Source organism: Streptomyces sp. NPDC002463 (genome assembly GCF_042889835.1).
GTDB classification, from domain to species: Bacteria; Actinomycetota; Actinomycetes; order Streptomycetales; family Streptomycetaceae; genus Streptomyces; species Streptomyces nymphaeiformis.
The window spans coordinates 111,039-129,860 of sequence record NZ_JBIARL010000004.1 but is presented as its reverse complement, the minus strand read 5'-3'; the positions used below and the strand labels follow the sequence as shown (position 1 = coordinate 129,860).

At 71.4% G+C, this 18,822-nt stretch carries 15 protein-coding genes and 4 pseudogenes; 13 read left to right on the top strand and 6 right to left on the bottom strand.

Features of this window, described 5'->3' with window-relative positions; translation table 11 throughout:
• Nucleotides 1-34 precede the first annotated feature (34 nt).
• The 3 genes and pseudogenes from ACFYX3_RS10760 (at nt 35) to ACFYX3_RS10750 (ending at nt 6,426) form a co-directional block, all read left to right on the top strand.
• Nucleotides 35-1,045 carry an AAA family ATPase gene (locus ACFYX3_RS10760; protein ID WP_389010836.1) on the top strand — a complete coding sequence of 337 codons (1,011 nt, stop codon included), beginning with the start codon at nt 35-37 and terminating at the stop codon, nt 1,043-1,045.
• Nucleotides 1,042-3,366 (top strand): annotated as a pseudogene (locus ACFYX3_RS10755) (SAV_2336 N-terminal domain-related protein); the annotation flags it as partial. The gene ACFYX3_RS10760 and the pseudogene ACFYX3_RS10755, both read left to right, overlap by 4 nt.
• A 57-nt stretch (nt 3,367-3,423) precedes the next feature.
• Nucleotides 3,424-6,426: a BTAD domain-containing putative transcriptional regulator gene (locus tag ACFYX3_RS10750; protein WP_389011512.1), complete on the top strand. Its 3,003-nt coding sequence runs from the start codon at nt 3,424-3,426 to the stop codon at nt 6,424-6,426.
• Between the two features lie 59 nt (nt 6,427-6,485).
• Here the strand turns inward: ACFYX3_RS10750 and ACFYX3_RS10745 are convergent, their stop codons facing one another.
• Together ACFYX3_RS10745 and ACFYX3_RS10740 are read right to left on the bottom strand one after the other, a co-directional pair.
• Nucleotides 6,486-6,833: a VOC family protein gene (locus ACFYX3_RS10745; protein WP_389010833.1), complete on the bottom strand. Its 348-nt coding sequence runs from the start codon at nt 6,831-6,833 to the stop codon at nt 6,486-6,488.
• Nucleotides 6,834-7,021: 188 nt separating this feature from the next.
• Nucleotides 7,022-7,600, bottom strand: coding sequence for a YybH family protein (locus tag ACFYX3_RS10740; RefSeq protein WP_389010830.1), 579 nt, complete (start codon nt 7,598-7,600; stop codon nt 7,022-7,024).
• Between the two features lie 51 nt (nt 7,601-7,651).
• Between ACFYX3_RS10740 and ACFYX3_RS10735 the strand changes: the two genes are divergently transcribed.
• The gene (locus ACFYX3_RS10735) at nt 7,652-7,942 is read left to right on the top strand and encodes a hypothetical protein (RefSeq protein WP_389010827.1); all 291 of its coding nucleotides are present in this window, start codon (nt 7,652-7,654) and stop codon (nt 7,940-7,942) included.
• A 13-nt stretch (nt 7,943-7,955) separates the two neighbouring features.
• Here the strand turns inward: ACFYX3_RS10735 and ACFYX3_RS10730 are convergent, their stop codons facing one another.
• From ACFYX3_RS10730 to ACFYX3_RS10720, 3 genes are all read right to left on the bottom strand, one after another.
• Nucleotides 7,956-8,336 carry a nuclear transport factor 2 family protein gene (locus ACFYX3_RS10730; protein WP_389010824.1) on the bottom strand — a complete coding sequence of 127 codons (381 nt, stop codon included), beginning with the start codon at nt 8,334-8,336 and terminating at the stop codon, nt 7,956-7,958.
• A 118-nt stretch (nt 8,337-8,454) separates the two neighbouring features.
• Nucleotides 8,455-8,586, bottom strand: coding sequence for a hypothetical protein (locus ACFYX3_RS10725; protein WP_389010821.1), 132 nt, complete (start codon nt 8,584-8,586; stop codon nt 8,455-8,457).
• A complete protein-coding gene (locus ACFYX3_RS10720) occupies nt 8,579-8,857 on the bottom strand; it encodes a MarR family transcriptional regulator (protein ID WP_389010818.1) in 279 nt (92 codons plus the stop codon). Before ACFYX3_RS10720 ends, ACFYX3_RS10725 begins: the two co-directional genes overlap by 8 nt.
• 6 nt (nt 8,858-8,863) lie before the next feature.
• On the opposite strand from ACFYX3_RS10720, the pseudogene ACFYX3_RS10715 reads away from it, so the two are divergent.
• The 5 genes and pseudogenes from ACFYX3_RS10715 to ACFYX3_RS10695 form a co-directional block, all read left to right on the top strand.
• Nucleotides 8,864-9,021, top strand: a pseudogene (locus ACFYX3_RS10715) (12-oxophytodienoate reductase); the annotation flags it as partial.
• Nucleotides 9,022-9,044: 23 nt separating this feature from the next.
• Nucleotides 9,045-9,899: pseudogene (locus ACFYX3_RS10710) on the top strand (sigma factor); the annotation flags it as partial.
• Between the two features lie 242 nt (nt 9,900-10,141).
• Nucleotides 10,142-10,450 carry a hypothetical protein gene (locus ACFYX3_RS10705; protein WP_389011571.1) on the top strand — a complete coding sequence of 103 codons (309 nt, stop codon included), beginning with the start codon at nt 10,142-10,144 and terminating at the stop codon, nt 10,448-10,450.
• Between the two features lie 602 nt (nt 10,451-11,052).
• Nucleotides 11,053-11,529 (top strand): transposase, encoded by a 477-nt coding sequence (locus ACFYX3_RS10700; protein WP_389010815.1) that lies wholly within the window; start codon nt 11,053-11,055, stop codon nt 11,527-11,529.
• Between the two features lie 216 nt (nt 11,530-11,745).
• A complete protein-coding gene (locus ACFYX3_RS10695) occupies nt 11,746-12,588 on the top strand; it encodes an IS5 family transposase (RefSeq protein ID WP_389010812.1) in 843 nt (280 codons plus the stop codon).
• Nucleotides 12,589-12,606: 18 nt separating this feature from the next.
• Here ACFYX3_RS10695 and ACFYX3_RS10690 read toward each other — a convergent pair whose 3' ends face one another.
• Nucleotides 12,607-13,371: a maleylpyruvate isomerase family mycothiol-dependent enzyme gene (locus ACFYX3_RS10690; protein WP_389010809.1), complete on the bottom strand. Its 765-nt coding sequence runs from the start codon at nt 13,369-13,371 to the stop codon at nt 12,607-12,609.
• Between the two features lie 239 nt (nt 13,372-13,610).
• Here ACFYX3_RS10690 and ACFYX3_RS10685 point away from each other — a divergent pair.
• The 4 genes and pseudogenes from ACFYX3_RS10685 to ACFYX3_RS10670 form a co-directional block, all read left to right on the top strand.
• Nucleotides 13,611-14,294: pseudogene (locus ACFYX3_RS10685) on the top strand (SPFH domain-containing protein); the annotation flags it as partial.
• Nucleotides 14,271-15,254 carry a serine/threonine-protein kinase gene (locus ACFYX3_RS10680; RefSeq protein ID WP_389011509.1) on the top strand — a complete coding sequence of 328 codons (984 nt, stop codon included), beginning with the start codon at nt 14,271-14,273 and terminating at the stop codon, nt 15,252-15,254. The pseudogene ACFYX3_RS10685 and the gene ACFYX3_RS10680, both read left to right, overlap by 24 nt.
• Nucleotides 15,255-16,742: 1,488 nt before the next feature.
• Nucleotides 16,743-17,852 (top strand): hypothetical protein, encoded by a 1,110-nt coding sequence (locus ACFYX3_RS10675; RefSeq protein WP_389010806.1) that lies wholly within the window; start codon nt 16,743-16,745, stop codon nt 17,850-17,852.
• A 77-nt stretch (nt 17,853-17,929) separates the two neighbouring features.
• On the top strand, nt 17,930-18,796 hold the full coding sequence (locus tag ACFYX3_RS10670) for a DUF3592 domain-containing protein (protein WP_389010803.1): 867 nt from the start codon (nt 17,930-17,932) through the stop codon (nt 18,794-18,796).
• Nucleotides 18,797-18,822: the final 26 nt, after the last annotated feature.

The following is an 18,822-nucleotide window of genomic DNA, read 5'->3' as shown; positions in this document are numbered from 1 at the left end:
CCCGCCCCGCTGTCCCACCGAGGAGACCGCCACCGTGCCGCAGCAGCCCGCCACCCCGCCCGGCGCCGCCGGTCCTTCCCCCGAGCCCTGGTGGGTGTTCCGCGGGACCGCCGACCTTCCCGAGCCCCCGCCCTGGCGCCGTTTCCCCGCCTCCCGCCGGCTTCCCCAGGCGCAGCGGCACCTCATGAGCGACGACGAGATCTCCGTCGTCAACGCCGCGCTCCACCTGCGGCGTCCCCTCCTGGTCACGGGCCGCCCGGGCACCGGCAAGAGTTCGCTGGCGCGGGCCGTCGCCGAGGACCTCGGCCTCGGCGAGGTCCTGCGCTGGTCGGTCAACAGCCGATCCACCCTCGCGGACGCCCTCTACCGCTACGATGCCGTCGGCCGCCTGCGCGAGGCCTCGCTGCAGCGGGAACGCCAGGCGCCGCGCAGACAGGCGCACAGGCTCAGGAGGCGCGCCGGGCAGGGCTCGGACATCGGGAACTACCTGCGCCTCGGCCCGCTCGGCACCGCGCTCGCCGCCGCCGACCGCCCCCGCGTCCTGCTCATCGACGAGCTCGACAAGTCCGACATCGACCTGCCCAACGACCTGCTGGTGGTCCTGGAAGAGGGCGAGTTCGAGATCCCGGAACTGTCCCGCCTGCCCGAGCAGCAGCAGACCGTCGACGTCCTCGCCACCGGCACCAGGGAACGCGTCCGGGTCCACCGCGGCCTGGTCTCCTGCGCCCACTTCCCCGTCGTCGTGATGACCAGCAACGGCGAGCGGGAGTTTCCGCCCGCCTTCCTGCGCCGCTGCGTGCGGCTGGACCTGCGCGACCCCGACGAGGCGAAGCTGCGTGACATCGTCCGGCAGAACCTGGGAGACGAGGCCCTCACCCACGCCGACGACCTCATCGAGGTGTTCCTCAACCGGGCGGCCGTGCAGAGCCTGGCGACCGACCAGTTGCTCGCCGCGGTCCATCTGCGGGTCACTGGGGCAGATCTGAGCCGCGACGAACTGCTCGCGGCGGTCATGCACCGGTTGGACGAGGCGTTCCCCGCATGATCGAGCGGCTGCGCCGGATCCTGGAAGGCATCGGGTACGAACTCGGTGGCCTCGAGCTGCTCGACGTCCTGTGGCTGGCACGGGCCATCGGCGGCGGCGCGGACCGGAACGCCGACGCCGTGCCCGGCACGGCCGAGGCCGAGCGGGAGGAACCTGCCGGGCCGGTGGAGCTCCTCCCTTCCCGGGGCGGCCGCGCCCGGCCCGGCCCCCGCCCCGGCGGCGCCCCGGCCACGCACGCTCGCCCGGCCGCCCCCGATCCCGCCGTCCCGGCCGAGGACACCGCCCGGCAGCACCAGCTCTTCACCGCCCACCACGCGGACCCCGGCACGGAGACCGGCGCCCCGGCCCGTGCCATCCACGCGCCGGGACCGCGCGCGCTCCCCGGTGCACATGGCCTCGCCCGGGCGCTGCGTCCTCTGCGCGGACACCGTGACCACCGGCACCGCACGGTCGCCGACATCGAGGCCACCGTCCGGGTCACAGCCGAGTCCGGTGTGCTCGACGTGATCGACCGGCCCAAGCAGGAACTGCGGCATACCGCAGTCCTGCTCGTCGACGAGTCGGCCTCCATGCGGGTCTGGCAGCCGCTCGTACGGGAGGTCAGACGGCTCCTCGAGCGTGGCGGGGTCTTCCGCTCGGTCCGCGTCCACCGGTTCGACCTGCGGGAGGACCACCGGCCGGGCACCGCACCCCGGACGGATTCGCCCGTCGTCTTCGTACTGACGGACGGGGTGGACGAGGCGTGGCGCGGTCCGGCCGCGCGGCGCTTCCTCGGCGCCTGGGAACGCTCCGGCCCCCTGATAGTCGTCCCACCGCTACCGCGACGCCTTTGGCGCGGCACCGCCTTCGACGCCCGGCCCCGGCTCCTGGTCGCGGAGAGCCAATGCGCCACCAACCGGGAGCTCGACGTCATCGACCCGCTCGGCGGGGGTCCCGTCGAGGGTCTCGGGGACCGGCTGCCGGTCCCGGTCGTACCGCTCACGCCCGCCACGCTGCACACGTGGGCGAGGCTGCTGACGCGGCCGCGGGTGCCGCAGCTGGTGGACACCGTCCTGGTGGCTCCGGACGCCGGTGGCGGCACCGGCGGCGACCCGCTGCCGCCCACCCCCGAGAAGCGGCTCGAGCGCTTCCGCGCCTCGTTCTCCCCGGAGGCGTACCGGCTGGCCGTCCGGCTCTCCACGATCCGGCCGCTGAGCATGCCCGTCATCCAGCTGATGCGCATCGCGACGATGCCCGACTCCACGTCGGCCGTCGTCTCCGAGGTGCTGCTCGGGGACGTTCTGCAGCCCCTGGGGGACAGGCAGACGAGCGCCGGGAGGCTGCCGGCGGCGATGACAGGCGGCGTCGGTGAGGTCCTGTACGACTTCCAACCGGGCGTACGGGACCTTTTGGCGAGCGGGCTCGACACCGAACAGTCCCTCGAGGTCATCGAGGCGGTCGGCCGGGCCCTCGAACCGCACCTCGGCCGCATGCCGGACTTCGCGGCGCTGCTCGCCGACCCGGGCGGGAGCGCACGGCTGTCGCCGGGCACAGCCGCGTTCGCGGTGCTCGTGAGCCCGGTCCTCGACCGGCTGTACGGGGGGCCGCGGGCGATCGAGGGTGAGGCGGTGGAGCCGACCGGTCACGGCCGCGCCACCTCGCTGCAGTTCACGGCGTTCGGTCCGGAGCCGGCCTGGTGGGGCGACGAGCCCGTCTCCATGGGAACGGCCGAAGAGCAGGCCGTCCTGGCGGTCCTGTTGCTGAGGGAGCGCCCCTTCGTCACCCCCGTCGACCTGGTGTACACGACCGCGGACTCAGACAGGCGCCATCCAGCCGACGCGATCGAGCTGGATGCCATGCGGGACCGCGTCGCCCGGCTGCGCGAGATCCTTGCACCGATGGGCGTCGTCATCGACAGCGAAGCGGACGGATTCCTTCTCCGGTCCGACAGTGGCGATACCGTGGCCCCTTGGGACCTGTCCGAGGCTGAGCGGCTGCACACCGAGGCCAAGGCGGCTTACGCGTCCGACGACTCCGGCACCGCCCGGCGACTGCTCGGCGAGGCGGTACGCGGCCTCGTCGGCACACCCCTGGACGGCGTGCCGGGACTCCACGCCGAGACGCAGCGCACCCGTCTGACCGAATGGCGTCTCATGCTCGTCGAGAGCAGGATCCACCTCGATCTGGAACTCGGCGAACACGAGGGCGTCATCCCGGAACTCGAGGAGCTGATCGCCGCCTATCCGCTGCGCGAGCACCTGCGCGCGCAGCTGATGGTTGCCCTGTACTGCTCCGGCCGCCAGAACGAGTCACTGGCCGTGTATGCGGACACGCGGCGCCTGTTGGCCCACGAACTCGGCGTCGACCCCGGCCCCGAACTCCGCGAGCTCCAGGACCGCATGCGGCGCGGCGAACCGCCCGAGCGGATGCGCGCCCTTCGCTACGCGCCCCTCACTGCCCCCACCACGAGCACCGATCCGACCTGGCCGCCGGCCGAGGGCCTCTCGTTCGGCCTCCTGGGTCCGGTCCGGGCGTGGCGCGACGCGGACCCCGTGGCTACCGGATCGCCCCAACAACGTGCCCTCCTGGCCTGTCTGTTGCTCCGAGGTGGCCGCACCGCGACGGCCGCCGAACTGATCGACGCCATCTGGGGCGCCGAGCCGCCCAGCCAGGCGCTTGCCGCGGTGCGCACGTACGCCTCAAGGCTGCGCAAGCTCCTCGGTCCCGAGACACTGCTGAGCAAGAACGGCGGCTACGCCCTCCGTCTCTCACCCGGCATGCTCGACCTCCACGCAGCACGCGACCTGGTGTCGGAGTCGGAACAAGCCCAGGACCGGGGCGACCTCCGACGGGCGCGCGAGCTCCTCACCCAGTCACTCGTGCTGTGGGCAGGCGAAGCGCTGACCGGACTGCCGGGGCCGTACGCCGAGACGGAGCGAGTCCAGCTGGAGGAGTGGCGACTGCAACTCCTCGAGAGGCGCCTGGACATGGATCTCCAGGAAGGTGCCCACGCGGAAGTGGTGCCGGAGCTCACGACACACACGGCGGCGCATCCCCTCCGGGAACGACTCCGCGAGCTCCTGATGCTGGCGCTGTACCGGTCGGGCAGGCAGGCGGAGGCGCTGGCCGTGTACGCGGACACGCGACGGGTCCTCGCCGACGAGCTGGGCATCGATCCCTCCCCGGCCCTCCAGCAGCTGCAAGAACGCATCCTCACCGCCGAAGACTCTCTGCTCGCCGTTCCGTCGTCGCGCCCCGAACCGCCACCCGCAACCCCCGTCCGCCCATCCCAACTTCCGGCAACGGTGCCGGACTTCACTGGCCGCGCGGCGCTCGTACGGGAATTGGGTCACACACTCACCCACGCTGATGACCCCGCCGTGGCCGTCGCAGCGCTCGCGGGCATCGGTGGTGTCGGCAAGACGACGCTGGCCGTGCACGTGGCGCACGAGGTGCGCCCGCACTTTCCGGACGGGCAGCTCTACGTCGACCTGCAGGGCGCCGGTCCCGGCCCCACCGATCCCCCAGCCGTCCTCGGCGCGTTCCTCAGGGCACTCGGCACTCCCGACTCCGCGATCGCCTCCGACGTGGCCGAGCGAGCGGCGCAGTTCCGCGCCGCGCTCGACGGGCGGCGGATCCTCGTGCTGCTGGACAACGCCCGGGACGCGGCGCAGGTGCGGCCGCTGCTGCCGGGCACGCCGGGCTGCGCGGCGCTGGTGACCAGCCGCGGTCGCATGGCAGACCTCCCGGGCACGCACCTGGTGGACCTGGACGCGATGTCCCCCGAGGAGGCACTGCTCCTTTTCACGCGGATCGCCGGCAAGGAGCGGATCTCCACCGAGCGGGCGGCGGCGCTCGAGGTCGTCGCCGCCTGTGGGTTCCTGCCGCTGGCGATCCGTATCGCCGCCTCCCGCCTGGCGGCCCACCGCACCTGGACAGTCACGACCCTGGCAGCGAAGCTGGCCGACGAGCACCGTCGCCTGGACGAGCTCCAGGCCGGCGATCTCGCGGTCAAGGCGGCGTTCGAGCTCGGCTACGGCCAGCTGGAAGCGGACCAGGCGCGTGCCTTCCGGCTCCTCTCCCTCGCCGACGGCCCGGACATCTCCCTGACCGCCGCCGCCGCCGTCCTCGACCTCGCGCCGCACCGGACGGACGACCTCCTCGAAGCCCTCGTCGACACGTCGCTGCTCGAGTCCGCGTCACCCGGCCGGTACCGCTACCACAATCTCGTACGCCTCTTCGCGCGCGCCTGCGTCGAGCGCGACGAACGACCTTCGGCGACCGGGGAGATGGCGCTCTCACGTCTGCTGGACTTCTATCTGTCGACGGCGGCCCTGGCGTACTCGACGGAGCGACCGGGTGACCGCCTGGTCGACCATCTGGAGGCCACCGCGTACCGGGGGCTCACGTTCGCCGACTCCGGGGCGGCGCAGAACTGGCTCTACACCGAGGCCGACTGCCTCCTCGCCTGCGTACGTCAGTCGGCCGAAGCAAGCCGTCTGAGCCGAGCCGTCGACCTCCTCTGGGTGGCCCAGGACCTGAGCGAATCCGGTACGCACTCCGGGCCGTACGCCTCGGCCGCCGAGGCCCTCCGCACCGCGGCCGCGACCGCCGGCGATCTCCGCACCATGGCCCGGACCGCTCTGATCCAGGCAGAGGCGGAGATGCCCCTGGGCCGCTTCGCCATGGCCCGGGACGGGGCGGAGCAGGCACTGCGGTGGGCGTCCAGGGACACTCCCGTCGAGTGCCGGGCTGCGAGCCTCCTCGGTGTGATCGCCCTCTACCAGAGCCGGTACGACGACGCGGACCGGCATCTCACCGACGCCCTCCACGCCTTCCGGTCGGCCTCCGACCGCCCGGGGGAGGCGAGCGCCCTGGGCAACCTGTCCCGCGTCCGCGCGGCCCAGGGAGACAGCGCCGGGGCCATCACCCTCGCTCAGGAGGCCATGGACATCTACGACAGCCTCGGACTCTCGCTGCGCGGCGCCAACGCGCGCTACGCGCTGGGCCTCGCCCTCACACAGGCGGGCCGGCACGAGGAGGCGAACGCGGCCCTCTACGAAGCGCGGAACGTCTTCCGGACCAGTCACCAGCCGCTGTGGGAGGGCATGGCGCTCTTCCGGTCGGCAGAGGCCGATCTCGCGGCGGGGCACCCCCGGCATGCAGCGGCCCACGCCGAGGAGTCACTCGAACGCATCGGCGAATCCGGCGGGCAGTGGCGCCGGGGCAACATCCTGGTCGTACTGGGACGCGCCCTCCACGCCATGGAACAGACGGCGCGCGCCCGCACTTGCTGGGAGGAGGCGCTGAGCATCTTCGAGGAGCTCGGTTCGAACGAGGCCGAGCAGGTCCGCGACCTGCTCGGGGACACGGTGACGTCCTCCCACAACGGATCCGACTGAGCGCTCCGTCGGCCCCCGATACACGGACGGCGAGCGCCTGAGGCGGGCACCGAACGTACTCAGGGGCCCACGTACTCGCACACGCCTCCGTGGGAGTGCCGCAGTACCGCTCGGTGACCATGGGGAGTCAATTGCACCGGCGCCACCACGACGGCACCGGCCGAAACCGCTTGCTCGACGGCAGTGGCCAGGTCCTCGACGGCCACAGTGGTGCTCACGCCGGCGATCTTCTGCACGGCCTCGTCCGGGCCGCAACACAGCAGGAAGGTACCGACAGCCGCAAGCCGCACTCCCGCGAAGTCGAAGCGTTCGGCCGTCTGACCGGTGAGCCGCTCATAGAAGGGAACGGCCGCTTCCAGGTCGTCGACGCGCTGTCGTGCGATGACCGAGGCGATCTTCACTGCCATGCTGTGGTACCTCTCCTCCGTTGATCAGACGGCGTTGTCAGCCTGGACGATACGGTGACCGCGACGGCATCGGGCGGGCAAACCCCGGCAACTCCGATCGGCGGCACAGGCGTTGGCCGACCCGGCGACGCGTGTACGGTCGGCCGGGCGGGGACACTCACCTGCGCCGCCCGCTCGGCCCGCCGGCGTCACGGTTCGAGGTCGACGACTCCCTTGCCGCCCAGAATGTCCAGGGGCACGGAGACCTGGTCGTGCGTGATCAGCCATTCGCCGTCGATCTTCCGAAAGTAGAAGGTGACCCGGACCCACATGCCGCCCATCGCCGTCCCGTCGCGCAGCGTGCCGCCGAGGCGACCGAAGCCGTGGATGAATGCCACGTCATTACCCACCGCAGGCGTCAGGTCACGCATCTCGTACGTCACCTCCTGGAAGAGCGTGAACACGTTCACCCAGTTCTTCAGTTTGGCGTCGAGCCCCACGTGCTGGAGCGGCGGATCGATGTCGAAGGACACGACGTCCGTAGAGTAGAGCCGCCGCAGCCCCTCAAGGTCCTTGGACTTGATCGCATCGATGATCCCGTCGACGCGGCGGCGGATCGCGGCCTCGTCCGTCTCACGCTGTGTGGGCGTGGCCGCCCCGCCTTCCGTGCTGCGGGCCACGACGCGGTCCAGCAGCGCGTCCAGGGCGCTGACGTGGCCGGCGCCCGGCGTGAGTGTCGCGCGGTCTTCGAAGTCGGTGTGTAGGGACAGCGACACCTGTGGGGTCACGGCCCCATCTGGAGGAGCTCGCACAGGGTCCGCAGCTGCCGGGCCGCACGGGTGCCTCTCCTCGCGCCCTGCGCCACGTTCACGGCGGACGGCGGCGGGGTCGCTGCCGCGCTCCACCCGATCGAGGGCCGCGATGGGATCGCGCGCTCCCTCACTGACCTCACCGGCCGGGCGTCCGGCAGCCTGACGGCCCTGGAGCGCACGGTAAACGGCCGGGCGGGGCTGGTGATCGAGCACGAAGACGTCACCGTGGCGGTGTACGCGTCCGACGTCGCGGACGACCGGATCACGCGCATCTGGGCGGTACGCAAACCCGACAAACTCCGCCCCTGGAGTCGGTGAGTCCGAAGCCCGCTCAGAACATGGTGTTGTCGTTCTGGGACGTGGGCGGGATGACCTGGAGGACGTCCCAGTGTTCGACGATCTTGCCATCGGCGTCGAAGCGGAAGATGTCGATGCCGGCGTACTCCTCGTCGGGCCAGATCTGGTGGCAGTGCAGGATGACGTGGTCGCCCTCGGCGAAGGCGCGCTTGTACTCGACGCGTTTGCCGGGATACTCGGCGGCCATGCGCTCGAAGTAGTCGATGAACGCCTGCTTGCCGTCGCCGACGTGCGGGTTGTGCTGGATGTAGGTGGCGCCGGCGTACTGGTCGATGGCCTCAGCGGGACGACTCTCGTTGAACATCAGGTCGTAGAACGCTTTGGCCGTGGCCTTGTTCTTCTCCGGGTCGCTCATGAGGCCACCGTAGGTCCGGCGGCCAGGCGCAGCGCGGTGAGCGAGCCGAGCAGGTGCGGGCGCCCGAAGCACCGTTGTCGCCCCCCGCGCGTGCGGGGAGACAGGGTCAGGTGGCGGCTCAGGAGACGAAGACGCGCTCAAGAAGGGTGGCCAGGGCGTCCCGTTCCTGCTGGTCGAGCCGGTCCAGGCCTTCCTGCGTGGTGCGCATCTTCGCGCCGAGCCCGTCGGTGACGCGCTCGCCCTCAGCCATGAGGTCTTGACGCACTGGTCTGAGGCGCTGGGCTCGCGGCGCGGCGCACCAGGCCGCGCTTCTCCAGCCGGTCGATGATCCCGATCATGTTGGAGGCGTCACGAGTCATGGTCTCGGCCAGGGCCCGCATCGCGGCGGGTCCCCGGCGCAGCACGGTCAGGGCCTTGCCCCGGTTCGCCGTGAGGTTCTCGCTCGCTGCCGCGACGGTGAAGTCGCCGTAGTAGACGCCGAGCCACACGGAGAGCAGCTCCATGTGCCGCAGCTGTGGCACATCGGCATGGTGCGCGAGCAGGGCCGGGCCCCTACCCCGAGGCCCCGGCCATGGGCCCCTCCAGCATCCGCACCGACGGCACCGAGGGCACGGGCAGGGCCATGACCCAGAGCGACCTGGACGACGTCCTCGGCGCCTTCGCCGAGGCCGCCGTGGGCGACGAGCCGAACGAGGGAGCCGGACGATCATGACGTCCCATTCGACCGCTCCGCTGGACTGCCGACTCGACCCGATGTCGAGCGCACTCACGGGTGAGCGCCGCCGGCTGATCAGCCTCGCCTACCGGACACTGGGCTCCCTCGCCGAGGCCGAGGACGTCGTTCAGGAGACGTACGCCCGCTGGTGCGCCATGACCCGGCGGCAGCAGGAGGCGGTGGCGTCCCCCGCGGGGTGGCTGACTAAGGTCGCCAGCCGTATCTGCCTCGACGTGCTCCGCTCGGCGAAGACGCGGCGCGAGCGGTACGTGGGGAATGGGTCCCCGAGCTGCTGCCCGCGCGCACCGAGTGGCCTGCCGGTGCGGGGGACGACGGCACGGCTGATCCGGCCGAACGCGTGGCGTTCGTCCTGCACGACGTCTTCCGCTACCCCTTCTCCAAAGTGGCCGATATCGTCGGCCGCACTCCGGCGGCCTGCCGCCAACTGGCGTACTCGGCCCGCCGACGCATCGACGCCGCCCGGGCTCCCCTGGCGCCCACGGCCCAGCAGACCCGTGTCGTCGGGAAGTTCAGGCTGGCGTGGCAGGCCAAGGACATCAGCGCCCTCATCGGTCTGCTCGTCCCTGACCCCACCGCCGTCGGGGACGGCGGCGGAGTCGTCACGGCGCTGGTCCACCCGATCGAGGGCGCCGAGCAGATCGCCCGCTTCTTCGCGGACCGGGTACGACCGGACGCTGGCGGTCCGGGAGTGCACAGTCAACGGCCAGCTGGGACTGGCGGCCCACCTGGACGGCGCCATCCTGTCGGTGTACGCGTTCGAAATCACGGACGGAAGGATCCGGCGGATCTGGGCCGTACTGAACCCCGAGAAGCTCCGGCCGTGGAGGGGGCCTCGTAGTGCGGGTGGTCTCGTCATACGGAAGGCCTCGACATGCGGAAGCGCCGGGGGCTCGGTTGGGGTCACTGACGTTGGCGACACCCAAGGAGATCGCGTTGCCCCAGGAGTTGCCGCCCCCGCGGTTGGGGAAGTACCGCAGGTACGCGCCGACCTTCTGGATCAGGTCGGCAATGCGTCTCACCCCTGCCGAACAGAACCACTACGACTCTCCGATAGCGGCACGATCGGCGCGTGCATACGACGCCCTGGAGCGGGCCGATCAAGCGCGACCTACAGGACGAACCGTGGGTGGCTAGACTGGCCGATCAACTGCACCACACGGGGCGCGGGATGGTGACCGGCATCGCTGCTTCCATGGCCGAGCCGGTGGTCGTGGCCTACGACGGACGCGAGGGGATCGATCTTCCGTGGCCTGCCCAGTACCTCCTCTGGGCCCAATATCCATGCGGTGCCCGCCAAGCCGGCCCCAGCCGACACCGCCTGACGGCAGTCCCCCGGCTCTTCACCCTCCTCGACGGCTTCTCGCGCCGCTCCCTGTGAGTGATCGACGACGCCGAACGGCACGACTCGTCCGCCGTGTACCAGAAGCCATCAACAACGTCCCCAAGGCCGCGTTCTCGCCCGACACCCACTGCTGGTGGACACCCAGGCAGCCGGGCGCCTCTCCCGCCTCTGTCCATGGCATGCGCAGACGCCGCCTCCGCACAACAACAGGCACAGCGCGTCCAGGCACCTTGGCGATAGGACGACCACAGCCTCGGGTCCGGCCGGCGAGCGCACGGGACATGCAGGACATGGATGGCTCCCAGAACTTCCCATCCCACGCCAGCCTCTCCGCCTGGGATCCACCAGGACCAAGATCCGGACCATTTCCGGACCAGCCCCCACCAGAGAGCCCCGCCTGCCGTGATTTCCGCAGGTCAGAATGGGTGTGGCTGCTGTACCACCAGCAGACGAAGAACCTGCTGGTCAGCTACTCGCCGAAGAAGCTTGGCTTCTTCTGACCATCCCCGCCAAGGCGGGCCGGGAGGCACTGGGTGGGGCGACCGAGTCCTTGAGCCACGAAGTGGTCCTGCAGTGGAGAGCAGGTGATGCCTCCTCGCGCCTCCAGCGGTCCCGGCGGCGGAACGGAACACAGCCCTGTGACGACGCCGTGGACCGCGCCGACGCGCGGCAACACCAACGACTGCACCCGGTTCACTACCGTGATGGAAGCGATCCGGTTGCCCCGCATCGGACCCGGACGCCCTCGCATCCGACCCGATCACGTCCTGGACGACAAGGGCTACGGCTCGAACGCGATCCGCGCCTGGCTCCGCCGCCGGGGCATCCCGCACACGATTCCCGATCGGGCCGACCGGGTCGGCAACCGCGCCCGGCGCGGCGGCCACGCACGTCGGCCGCCGGCCTTCGACCGCGCGGTCTCCAAGCACCACAATGTCGTGGAACGGTGCTTCAACCACCTAAAGCAGTGGCGCGGCAGCGCCACCCGATACGACAAAGCAGCCGAATCCTACGAAGCAGCCGTCTTCCTCGCCTCACTCCTGATGGGCGTGACATTGGACGACAGAACCTGGGTCCAGCCTGAAGCGAATCACGCGATTCTCGAACGTTACTGAACGGCCACGTTGCGCTCTGGAACATAGACGCCTGCCGCACCCCTGCCTGGAGCTCCGTCGCGGGCTCCCAGTCACCCCCTATATCCGGTATCTCGATCATCTCGGAGCGCCCGGCAGTAGGCGTGCTGGGCATGCCCAGCACGCCCCCGGATACCGAGCAGGCACGAGCCCAGGTGATCATGGAGTTCTCTACGCTCAGTGATCACCTGAGGGCTCGTGCCTGTCCTGCCATCCTGCCTGCTCGGACCCCTGTGTGATCAGTTCGTGGCTCTGCTGCCCGAACACGTCGACGCGCACCCGCTTGGCTGCCACAACCCGCGCATCCCGGACCGGACCGTCTTCGAGCACGTGATCGCTGCGCTGGTCCACGGCTCCGGCTACGAGCGCATCGCCGCTCCGGGCTGCTCCGACCGTACGATCAGACGCCGCGTCAACTACTGGGCCCAGATGGGGATAGCTGAGAAGATCCACGCGCTCGCCCTACAGGCGTACGACCGCATGATCGGCCTGCAACTCGACGAACTCTCCGTGGATGGCTGCATCACCAAGGCACCTGGCGGCGGGGAGAGCACCGACCGCTCCCCGGTGGACCGAGGCAAACAGGGCCTGAGGCGTTCGGTGGCCACCGAAGCCACCGGCGTCCCGCTCGGCATCGTCTCGGCCGGGGCCAACCGGCACGATTCCCCGCTGCTCGTGCCCACCCTGAAGGTCGCCGAGGAACAGGTCCGCGAGCTGCCCGACCGGGGCAACGTGAACCTGGACCGCGGCTACGACAGCGACAAGACCCGAGCTGCGCTTGGCGAGTTGGGCTTCACTGGCGAGATCGCCCGCAAAGGCATCCCCGCCCCGATCCAGGCCGGCAAGAGGTGGGTGGTGAAGCGGAGCCGCGCACGGATGAACGGCTTCGGCAAGTTGCGGCGCCGTACCGAGAAGCGCAGCCGCGTCGTGGACTTCTACCTCTATCTGTCCGCAGCGATCGTCACGCTGCGTATGCTCATCCGCCGCGCGACCCCGCGCTACCGCCGCGACGGCCGCCCCACCACCCGACGCCTCAAGTGATCCATCTGCCGGTCGGCCTCAGCCCCAGTCCTGCATCTGCTGAAGCAGGTCGGCGTCGCCCTCCATCCGCAGCGAGCCGGCCGGGATGCGCATGTACATGAGCAGGGCCATCTCGCTCGCCGTGCCGTAGATGGCGGCGGTGGGCTTGCTCTCGGCGGCCTCCGCCGCGGTGAGGCGGGTGAAGCGGGAACCGGCGGCGTCCACCGTCTGGCGCCAGGAGCCGGCCTCGGCTGCGTGGTAGTCCATGGTGGCGGGCTCGCCCGGCCACGGGACCGTGACGGTGCAGACGGTGGCGAGGAACTCCTCGATGGCGTCGACCGCCTCGGTCGTCGGCAGCTCCTGCGGGGTACCGGAGGCCAACTGGGCGTCGTAGGTGTGGATCAGCGACTCCGGGACGCGGCGGCGGGCCACGGCGGCCACCGTGTGCGGCGAGGCCAGCGGCTCCCACCAGGCCCAGCAGCTCCGGTCCGGGCCGGCCTCGCGCAGAGCAGTAAGCAGCTGCTCCGTCGAGTCGGCCAGCCAGGTCATGAGGGCCTTGCGCTCCCTGGGCGCCGCCAGCCCGTCCTTGCTCGGCCGCTCGTCGCCCGGCGCGGTGTTCAGCACGATGTAGGCCCAGAAGCGGTCCCCCTCACTGAGGTGGTTCGCCAGGTCGTACAGCGTCCAGCCCGGGCAGGACGGGACGTCGGCGTCGAGGCTGGGGGCCGCGGCGACGGTGGCGCGGAACGCGGCGGACCGCTCGTCAATCATCCGCAGCAGGGTGGGGAAGTAGGGATGCTCAGGCACGCAGACCTTGTATCACCCGGACCGGGACTCTCGCACTCGATTAAGACCACCCAGCACGCCTACCGCCGGGCGTTCTAAGAGCCAGAGCCTGGCTCTGGCTTCACCCCGGCCCCGCGGATGAGCGCGGGGCCCTCGGCACGCAACTGCTAAGTACGGTACAAGAGTTGTCGGACACCGACACATGAGGGGGGCATGTGCAGATCGCGGCAGAGGGTTCGGCGGCAGACACACTCGACTGGCTGGTCTGGGCGGTACCGGTGGCGGTAGTGCTCGCCGCCGTCGGCCTGTTCCTGCTGACCGTGCGCCGGGTGCCAGAGGCACAGGCAGTGGTCGTCGAACGCAGCGGACGCTTCCGGAGAGTGCTCGGACCCGGGCTCCACGTGCTCTTCCCGCCGCTCGACCGCATCCGCAACCGTATCGACCTGCGCGAACAGGTGGTGCCGTTCCCACCTCAGCCGATCGTCACCCAGGACAACCTGGTCGTCAACATCGACACGGTCGTCTACTACCAGGTGACCGACGTCCGCGCCGCGACCTACGAGGTCTCCAGCTACATCCAGGCGATCGAGCAGCTCACCGTCACCACCCTGCGCAGCATCATCGGCGGCATGGACCTGGAGCGGACCCCCACCTCCCGCAGCGAGATCAACGCCGCCCTGCTCGGAGTCCTCGACGAGGCCACCGGCAGGTGGGGCATCCGCGTCAACCGCGTCGAGCTCAAGGCCATCGAGCCGCCGACCTCCATCCAGGACTCGATGGAGAAGCAGATGCGCGCCGACCGCGACAAGCGCGCCGCGATCCTCACCGCCGAGGGGGCCCGCCAGGCCGCCATCCTGAAGGCCGAGGGTGAGCAGCGGGCGGCGGAACTGCGCGCCGAGAGCGAGCTGAAGATCGAGCGGATGCGCCGGGCCGCGGAGGCCGAGGACACCGCCGCGAGCCCCCGCGGGCCCGGTCGTTCGCGGGCGGTCCCACACCAGGCGCCGCCGTCCCCAGCGACAGTCCGTCACGAGCCCCTGCGCCACGACGACCCCCGCGAGATCGGCCGGTACCGGCTCGTCGCGCGGCTCGGCGAGGGCGGCATGGGCACGGTGTACCTGGGGATGTCGCCGGGAGACCGAAGGGTGGCCGTCAAAGTGGTCCGGGCCGAGCTCGCCGCCGACCCCTCTTTCCGGCGGCGCTTCGCGCGGGAGGTGGAGGCCGTGCGCCGGGTCGGCGGCTTCCACACCGCGCCCGTGGTCGACGCCGGGCCCGACGCCGAACGGCCCTGGCTGGTCACCGAGTACATCCCGGGACCCTCGCTCGCCGACGTGCTGCGCACCCACGGGCCCCTGCCTGCCCGGACCGTCCGCTCCCTGGCCCTCGGTATCGCCGAGGCGCTCGAAGGCATCCACACCTGCGGGATCATCCATCGCGACCTCAAGCCCAGCAACATCGTCGTCGCCGAGAGCGGCCCGCGCGTCATCGACTTCGGCATCGCGCGGGCGGCCGATGGCACCGCGCTGACCCGCACCGACTTCGTCGTCGGCACCCAGGGTTTCCTGGCGCCGGAGCAGTTCAGCGGCGGTCCGCTGACAGCGGCGGTGGACGCGTACGCCTTCGGCATGGTGCTCTGCCATGCCTGCGGCGCGGCTCCGTTCCCGCAGAGTGACGTCCTCGACCGTGCGTCGCGGCTGCTCCCCGGCGACCTGGTCGAGCTGGTCCGGGACTGCCTGCGGCCGGATCCCGGCCGACGGCCCACCGCCGAGGAGATGCTGCGCCGGATCGGCGGCGACGACGAGAGCGGCGACGGCCCGGGCACGGCAGTCGAGGGCTGGCTGCCGCCCCCCGTCCGGACCTTGGTCGACCTGCATCAGGCGTCCACCGCGACCGCGCCGGAGCGGTGAGCGAGGCGAGCGGGACGTGATCGTCTCGTACGGGCCGTGGGTGCCGTCGCGTACAGGAAACCGATCGTCCGCGCGTCCGCGAGGGAGAGACTCACCCGTCCGGATGCCCCGGGTGCCTCGGCGAAGCGCTCCGTCCTGGCCGTCCAACGACGGCGGGGCCGGACAGGATTGCCCTGTCCGGCCCCGGTGGCTACTCCCACGGCCCCTTGATGACGCCCCACAGGGTCTTGACCCAGTCGGGCGGGCCGGCCCAGGAACTCTTCCGTCAGGTGGGCCGTGAGCGTTCGCGACGTGCCCTGGGCAGCGCCTTGGGCGGTGCCTCGGACTATCCCGGCAGGCATGTTGGTGCCGACGGCCGCCTGTTGCACGGCGGGCGCGGGGCCCGCCGGCCGGACCGGTACGGCGGCAGATGGCTGGGCGGGGGCGGAAACGTTGTCCCGGGTCATGATGCGACTCCCTTGAGCGCAGCGAACGAGGACAGCGGGCACCTGCGTGGTGTCGTCCGCGTGGGTAGGGGGTGCCTCGCGGTAGGCGGTCCTTCGGCTCTCTGCGTGAGAGCGTCCCTGTGTGGCGTGAGCCCAGCCCAAGGGTGGCTGCTGCTGCGTCTCCAGCGCAGCGCCGGTCGGCTCGTTTACTGCCCCGGGTGCCTGGTGGGTGGTCATGGGAATGTCCTCAAAGGTGAGTCCGTTTGAGCGAGCGGGACAGTGACAGGTCTCGGGTGCTTACGTGTCGGCCTGGTCGGGGAGGGGCCTCTTCACCCCCTGGAGTCGTCAAGCGGCCTCCAGCAACGGCCGGGAAGGAATTTCCCGAGAGGCATGAAGAAGGCCCGGACCACCCGGCCCGGGCCACACGTCTCTCGTAGACCTGTTAGACGGCCGAACGCCTTGCAGGCACCCGACGGCGACCGATCGCCTGGCGGGAGAGGTCGCCAGGCAGGGGCCGTTCCCTGGCAACCTGGCTCCTGTGGGCGAGGACGGCCCTCCGCTTCTGATCGAGATGGCTGCCCACGTCGATCGCCGTGCTCCCCTGCTCGTCCGGGACACTCAATGTCGTTTTGCCGACCCGCTTCATGAGCGAGCTCGGCGTGCCGGCGCGCGAGTGCGGGTGCGGGGCCGCGTACGAAGCCTGGGGCGCCAGGGCGGTCCCGCGGCCGGGTAGCGGTGTTCGAGGCCGGCGGCGTGGAAGGCGAGGACGGTCGCCTGGTGGGTGCGTACGCGATCGGGATGCCCGGTCAGCTGACCGTACGCGTCATGGGCGATCAGGGTCTGCGGGCGTACCGCCCTGATGTGGACGACGATCGTTTCGACCAACTCGTCGATCGGCGTAGCCGAGCAGCCGCGGTTCCCCGGCGCCCGGAACGGTCAACGCATCGGCCGGCTGCCCGGGTGGCCCGGCAGGTGAAAACATCCGTCCCACGGAACGCCGTTGGGGGAGAGAAGGGCACCCGGACGCCTACCGGACCACGGCCCGGACCGCCACAATCCCGGTATGACGATCACGCCGGCCCCTCCGAGCGCACCGCCGACGCGCCGCACCCCCCTCGATCTCGCCCGCGGGATCCTCACGGGCGCGGTGATCGGGAGCTCGCTCGCCGCACTCGTCGTCGGCACTGTCCTCGAACACGTTCCCCTGCTGGTCGGCGGCCTGGCCGTACCCATCGCCTACGGACTGCTGGTCCTCGCCGCTGGGGCGCCCAAGCGCGCACGCGAGGCGGCCATCGTCCCCCGTACCGCGCTCGCCATGATCGAGAGCCTGCGCGCCACCGGCGGGGAGACCAGCGACGTGCCCGTCCGCTTCGACCTCACCGTCGCCCCGGACGGCGGACCGGCGTACCGCGTCGAGTCCACCCAGTCCGTCAATCTCGTCGACCTGCCCGACTACAAACCAGGCGGCATCGTCGTCGTCCAGTACCCACCGCACCAGCCGTGGGCGGTGAAGCTGGTGAAGCGCCCGACACCGGAATGGGAGGACCGCGCGACCGCGGCCCGCATCGATTCGGCGCCCGGCCCGGTCCTGGCCGGCGAGCCGCCCCCGGGCGGCACCGTCGGCGGCTACCTCACGCTCCTCGCCCTGCTGCTGGGCGCGGCCGGCGTGGTCTTCGTCTTCCGGGCCGAACTCTTCGGCCCGGAAGACCCCACCGACCGGCCCCCCTCGGCCGCCGGGCCCGTCGGCCCCGGCACCTCGTCCACCACGATCGTCTCGGCCGCGTCCGGCACCGTCGCCCTCGGCCCCGGACAGTCCCTGTTCGACGAGGGCCGGCTGCGTCAGGCGGTCGACTCGCTCACCAAGGGCGACGGCAAGAAGCGCCAGGCCCTCACCGTCGTCGTGCAGGACCGCCTCCTCACCGTCGTCTTCACCCCCGCGGGCTCGCAGGCACCCGGCTTCGACCTGGACGCCCTGCCCTACCCGCGCATCCCCGCCCTCGTCCGGGAGGCCAGGACCACTCTCGGCGTCCGCTCCCCGCGGACCTGGCAGCTCACCGCCGAGAGCCTGTCCGGCGCCCTCACCCTCAGGGTCGGGGTGACCGGCGCCGACGGCGCCGCCTCGTTGGAGGCGAACGGCGACGGCGAAATCGTGCGGCGCGTCCCGGCGCGCTGACGGGACGGACGGGACGGGCGCCCGGACAGAACGGGTGAGCCGGGCGGGGCAGGCGGTTTGGACCAGGAGGAGCACGGATGGGCTGGCACGGATATCTGGCGTTGTGGTGCGTCGTCCTCGGCGCCGTCGCCCTCGTCGGATACGGACGGTCGCTGGCCGGGGTGACCCGCGGCCAGCGGGCGGTCCGCGTCATGGGCCGGATCGAACGGGTCGCGGAGCCCCGGCACGGGAGCTCGGGACGCGAGGGGATCGCCGTGGTCGTCACCTTCCGCGATCCCGCCACGGGGCAGGAGTTCACCGTCACCAACGACGGCGAGTGCGGCGACCGGATCAGCACGGCCTGGACGGGCCGGGAGATCGGCATCCGCTACCCTCCTGGCCGCCCGCACGCCTACCGCTTCACCACCGACCCGGACGCCGGACGGAGCGGGCTCGGCTGGCCCAACTTCGCGGTCTTCCTCATCTACGTCGGGCTGGTCGTCGTCGCCTCGATCGACTGGGGCTGGCCGTGGGCCCTCATCGGCTTCGGCGTGCCCTGGACGCTGCTGGGCGCGACCTACCTGCCCGGGGCCGTACGCGACACACGCCTGCGCATCGAGGGCCTCGCCTCCGGCGGCCCGGTCCCGGGCCGCGTCATCGCGGTACTGAAGGACGTGACGGTCGACGAGGACGGTGAGACCCTCACCAGCCACACCCCGGTCGTCGCCTTCACCACCCACGACGGCACCGCCGTCACCGCCTACCGCACCGAAGGGCTGCGCGATCCCGTCGGCTCGCGCGGCCGGAACCTCACGATCCACTACCGCCCCGACGACCCGGGCGTCTTCACCACGGACCTCGCCGCCGAACACCGCTCCCGCGTCGGCGAGATCGCGTTCGGCGTCGTGGCCCTCCTCGTGGGGGTGGCGGCGGCCGTGGCGGGAGGGATCCTGATCGCGGGCTGACGCCCACCGCCCCTGACGAGCCGGCC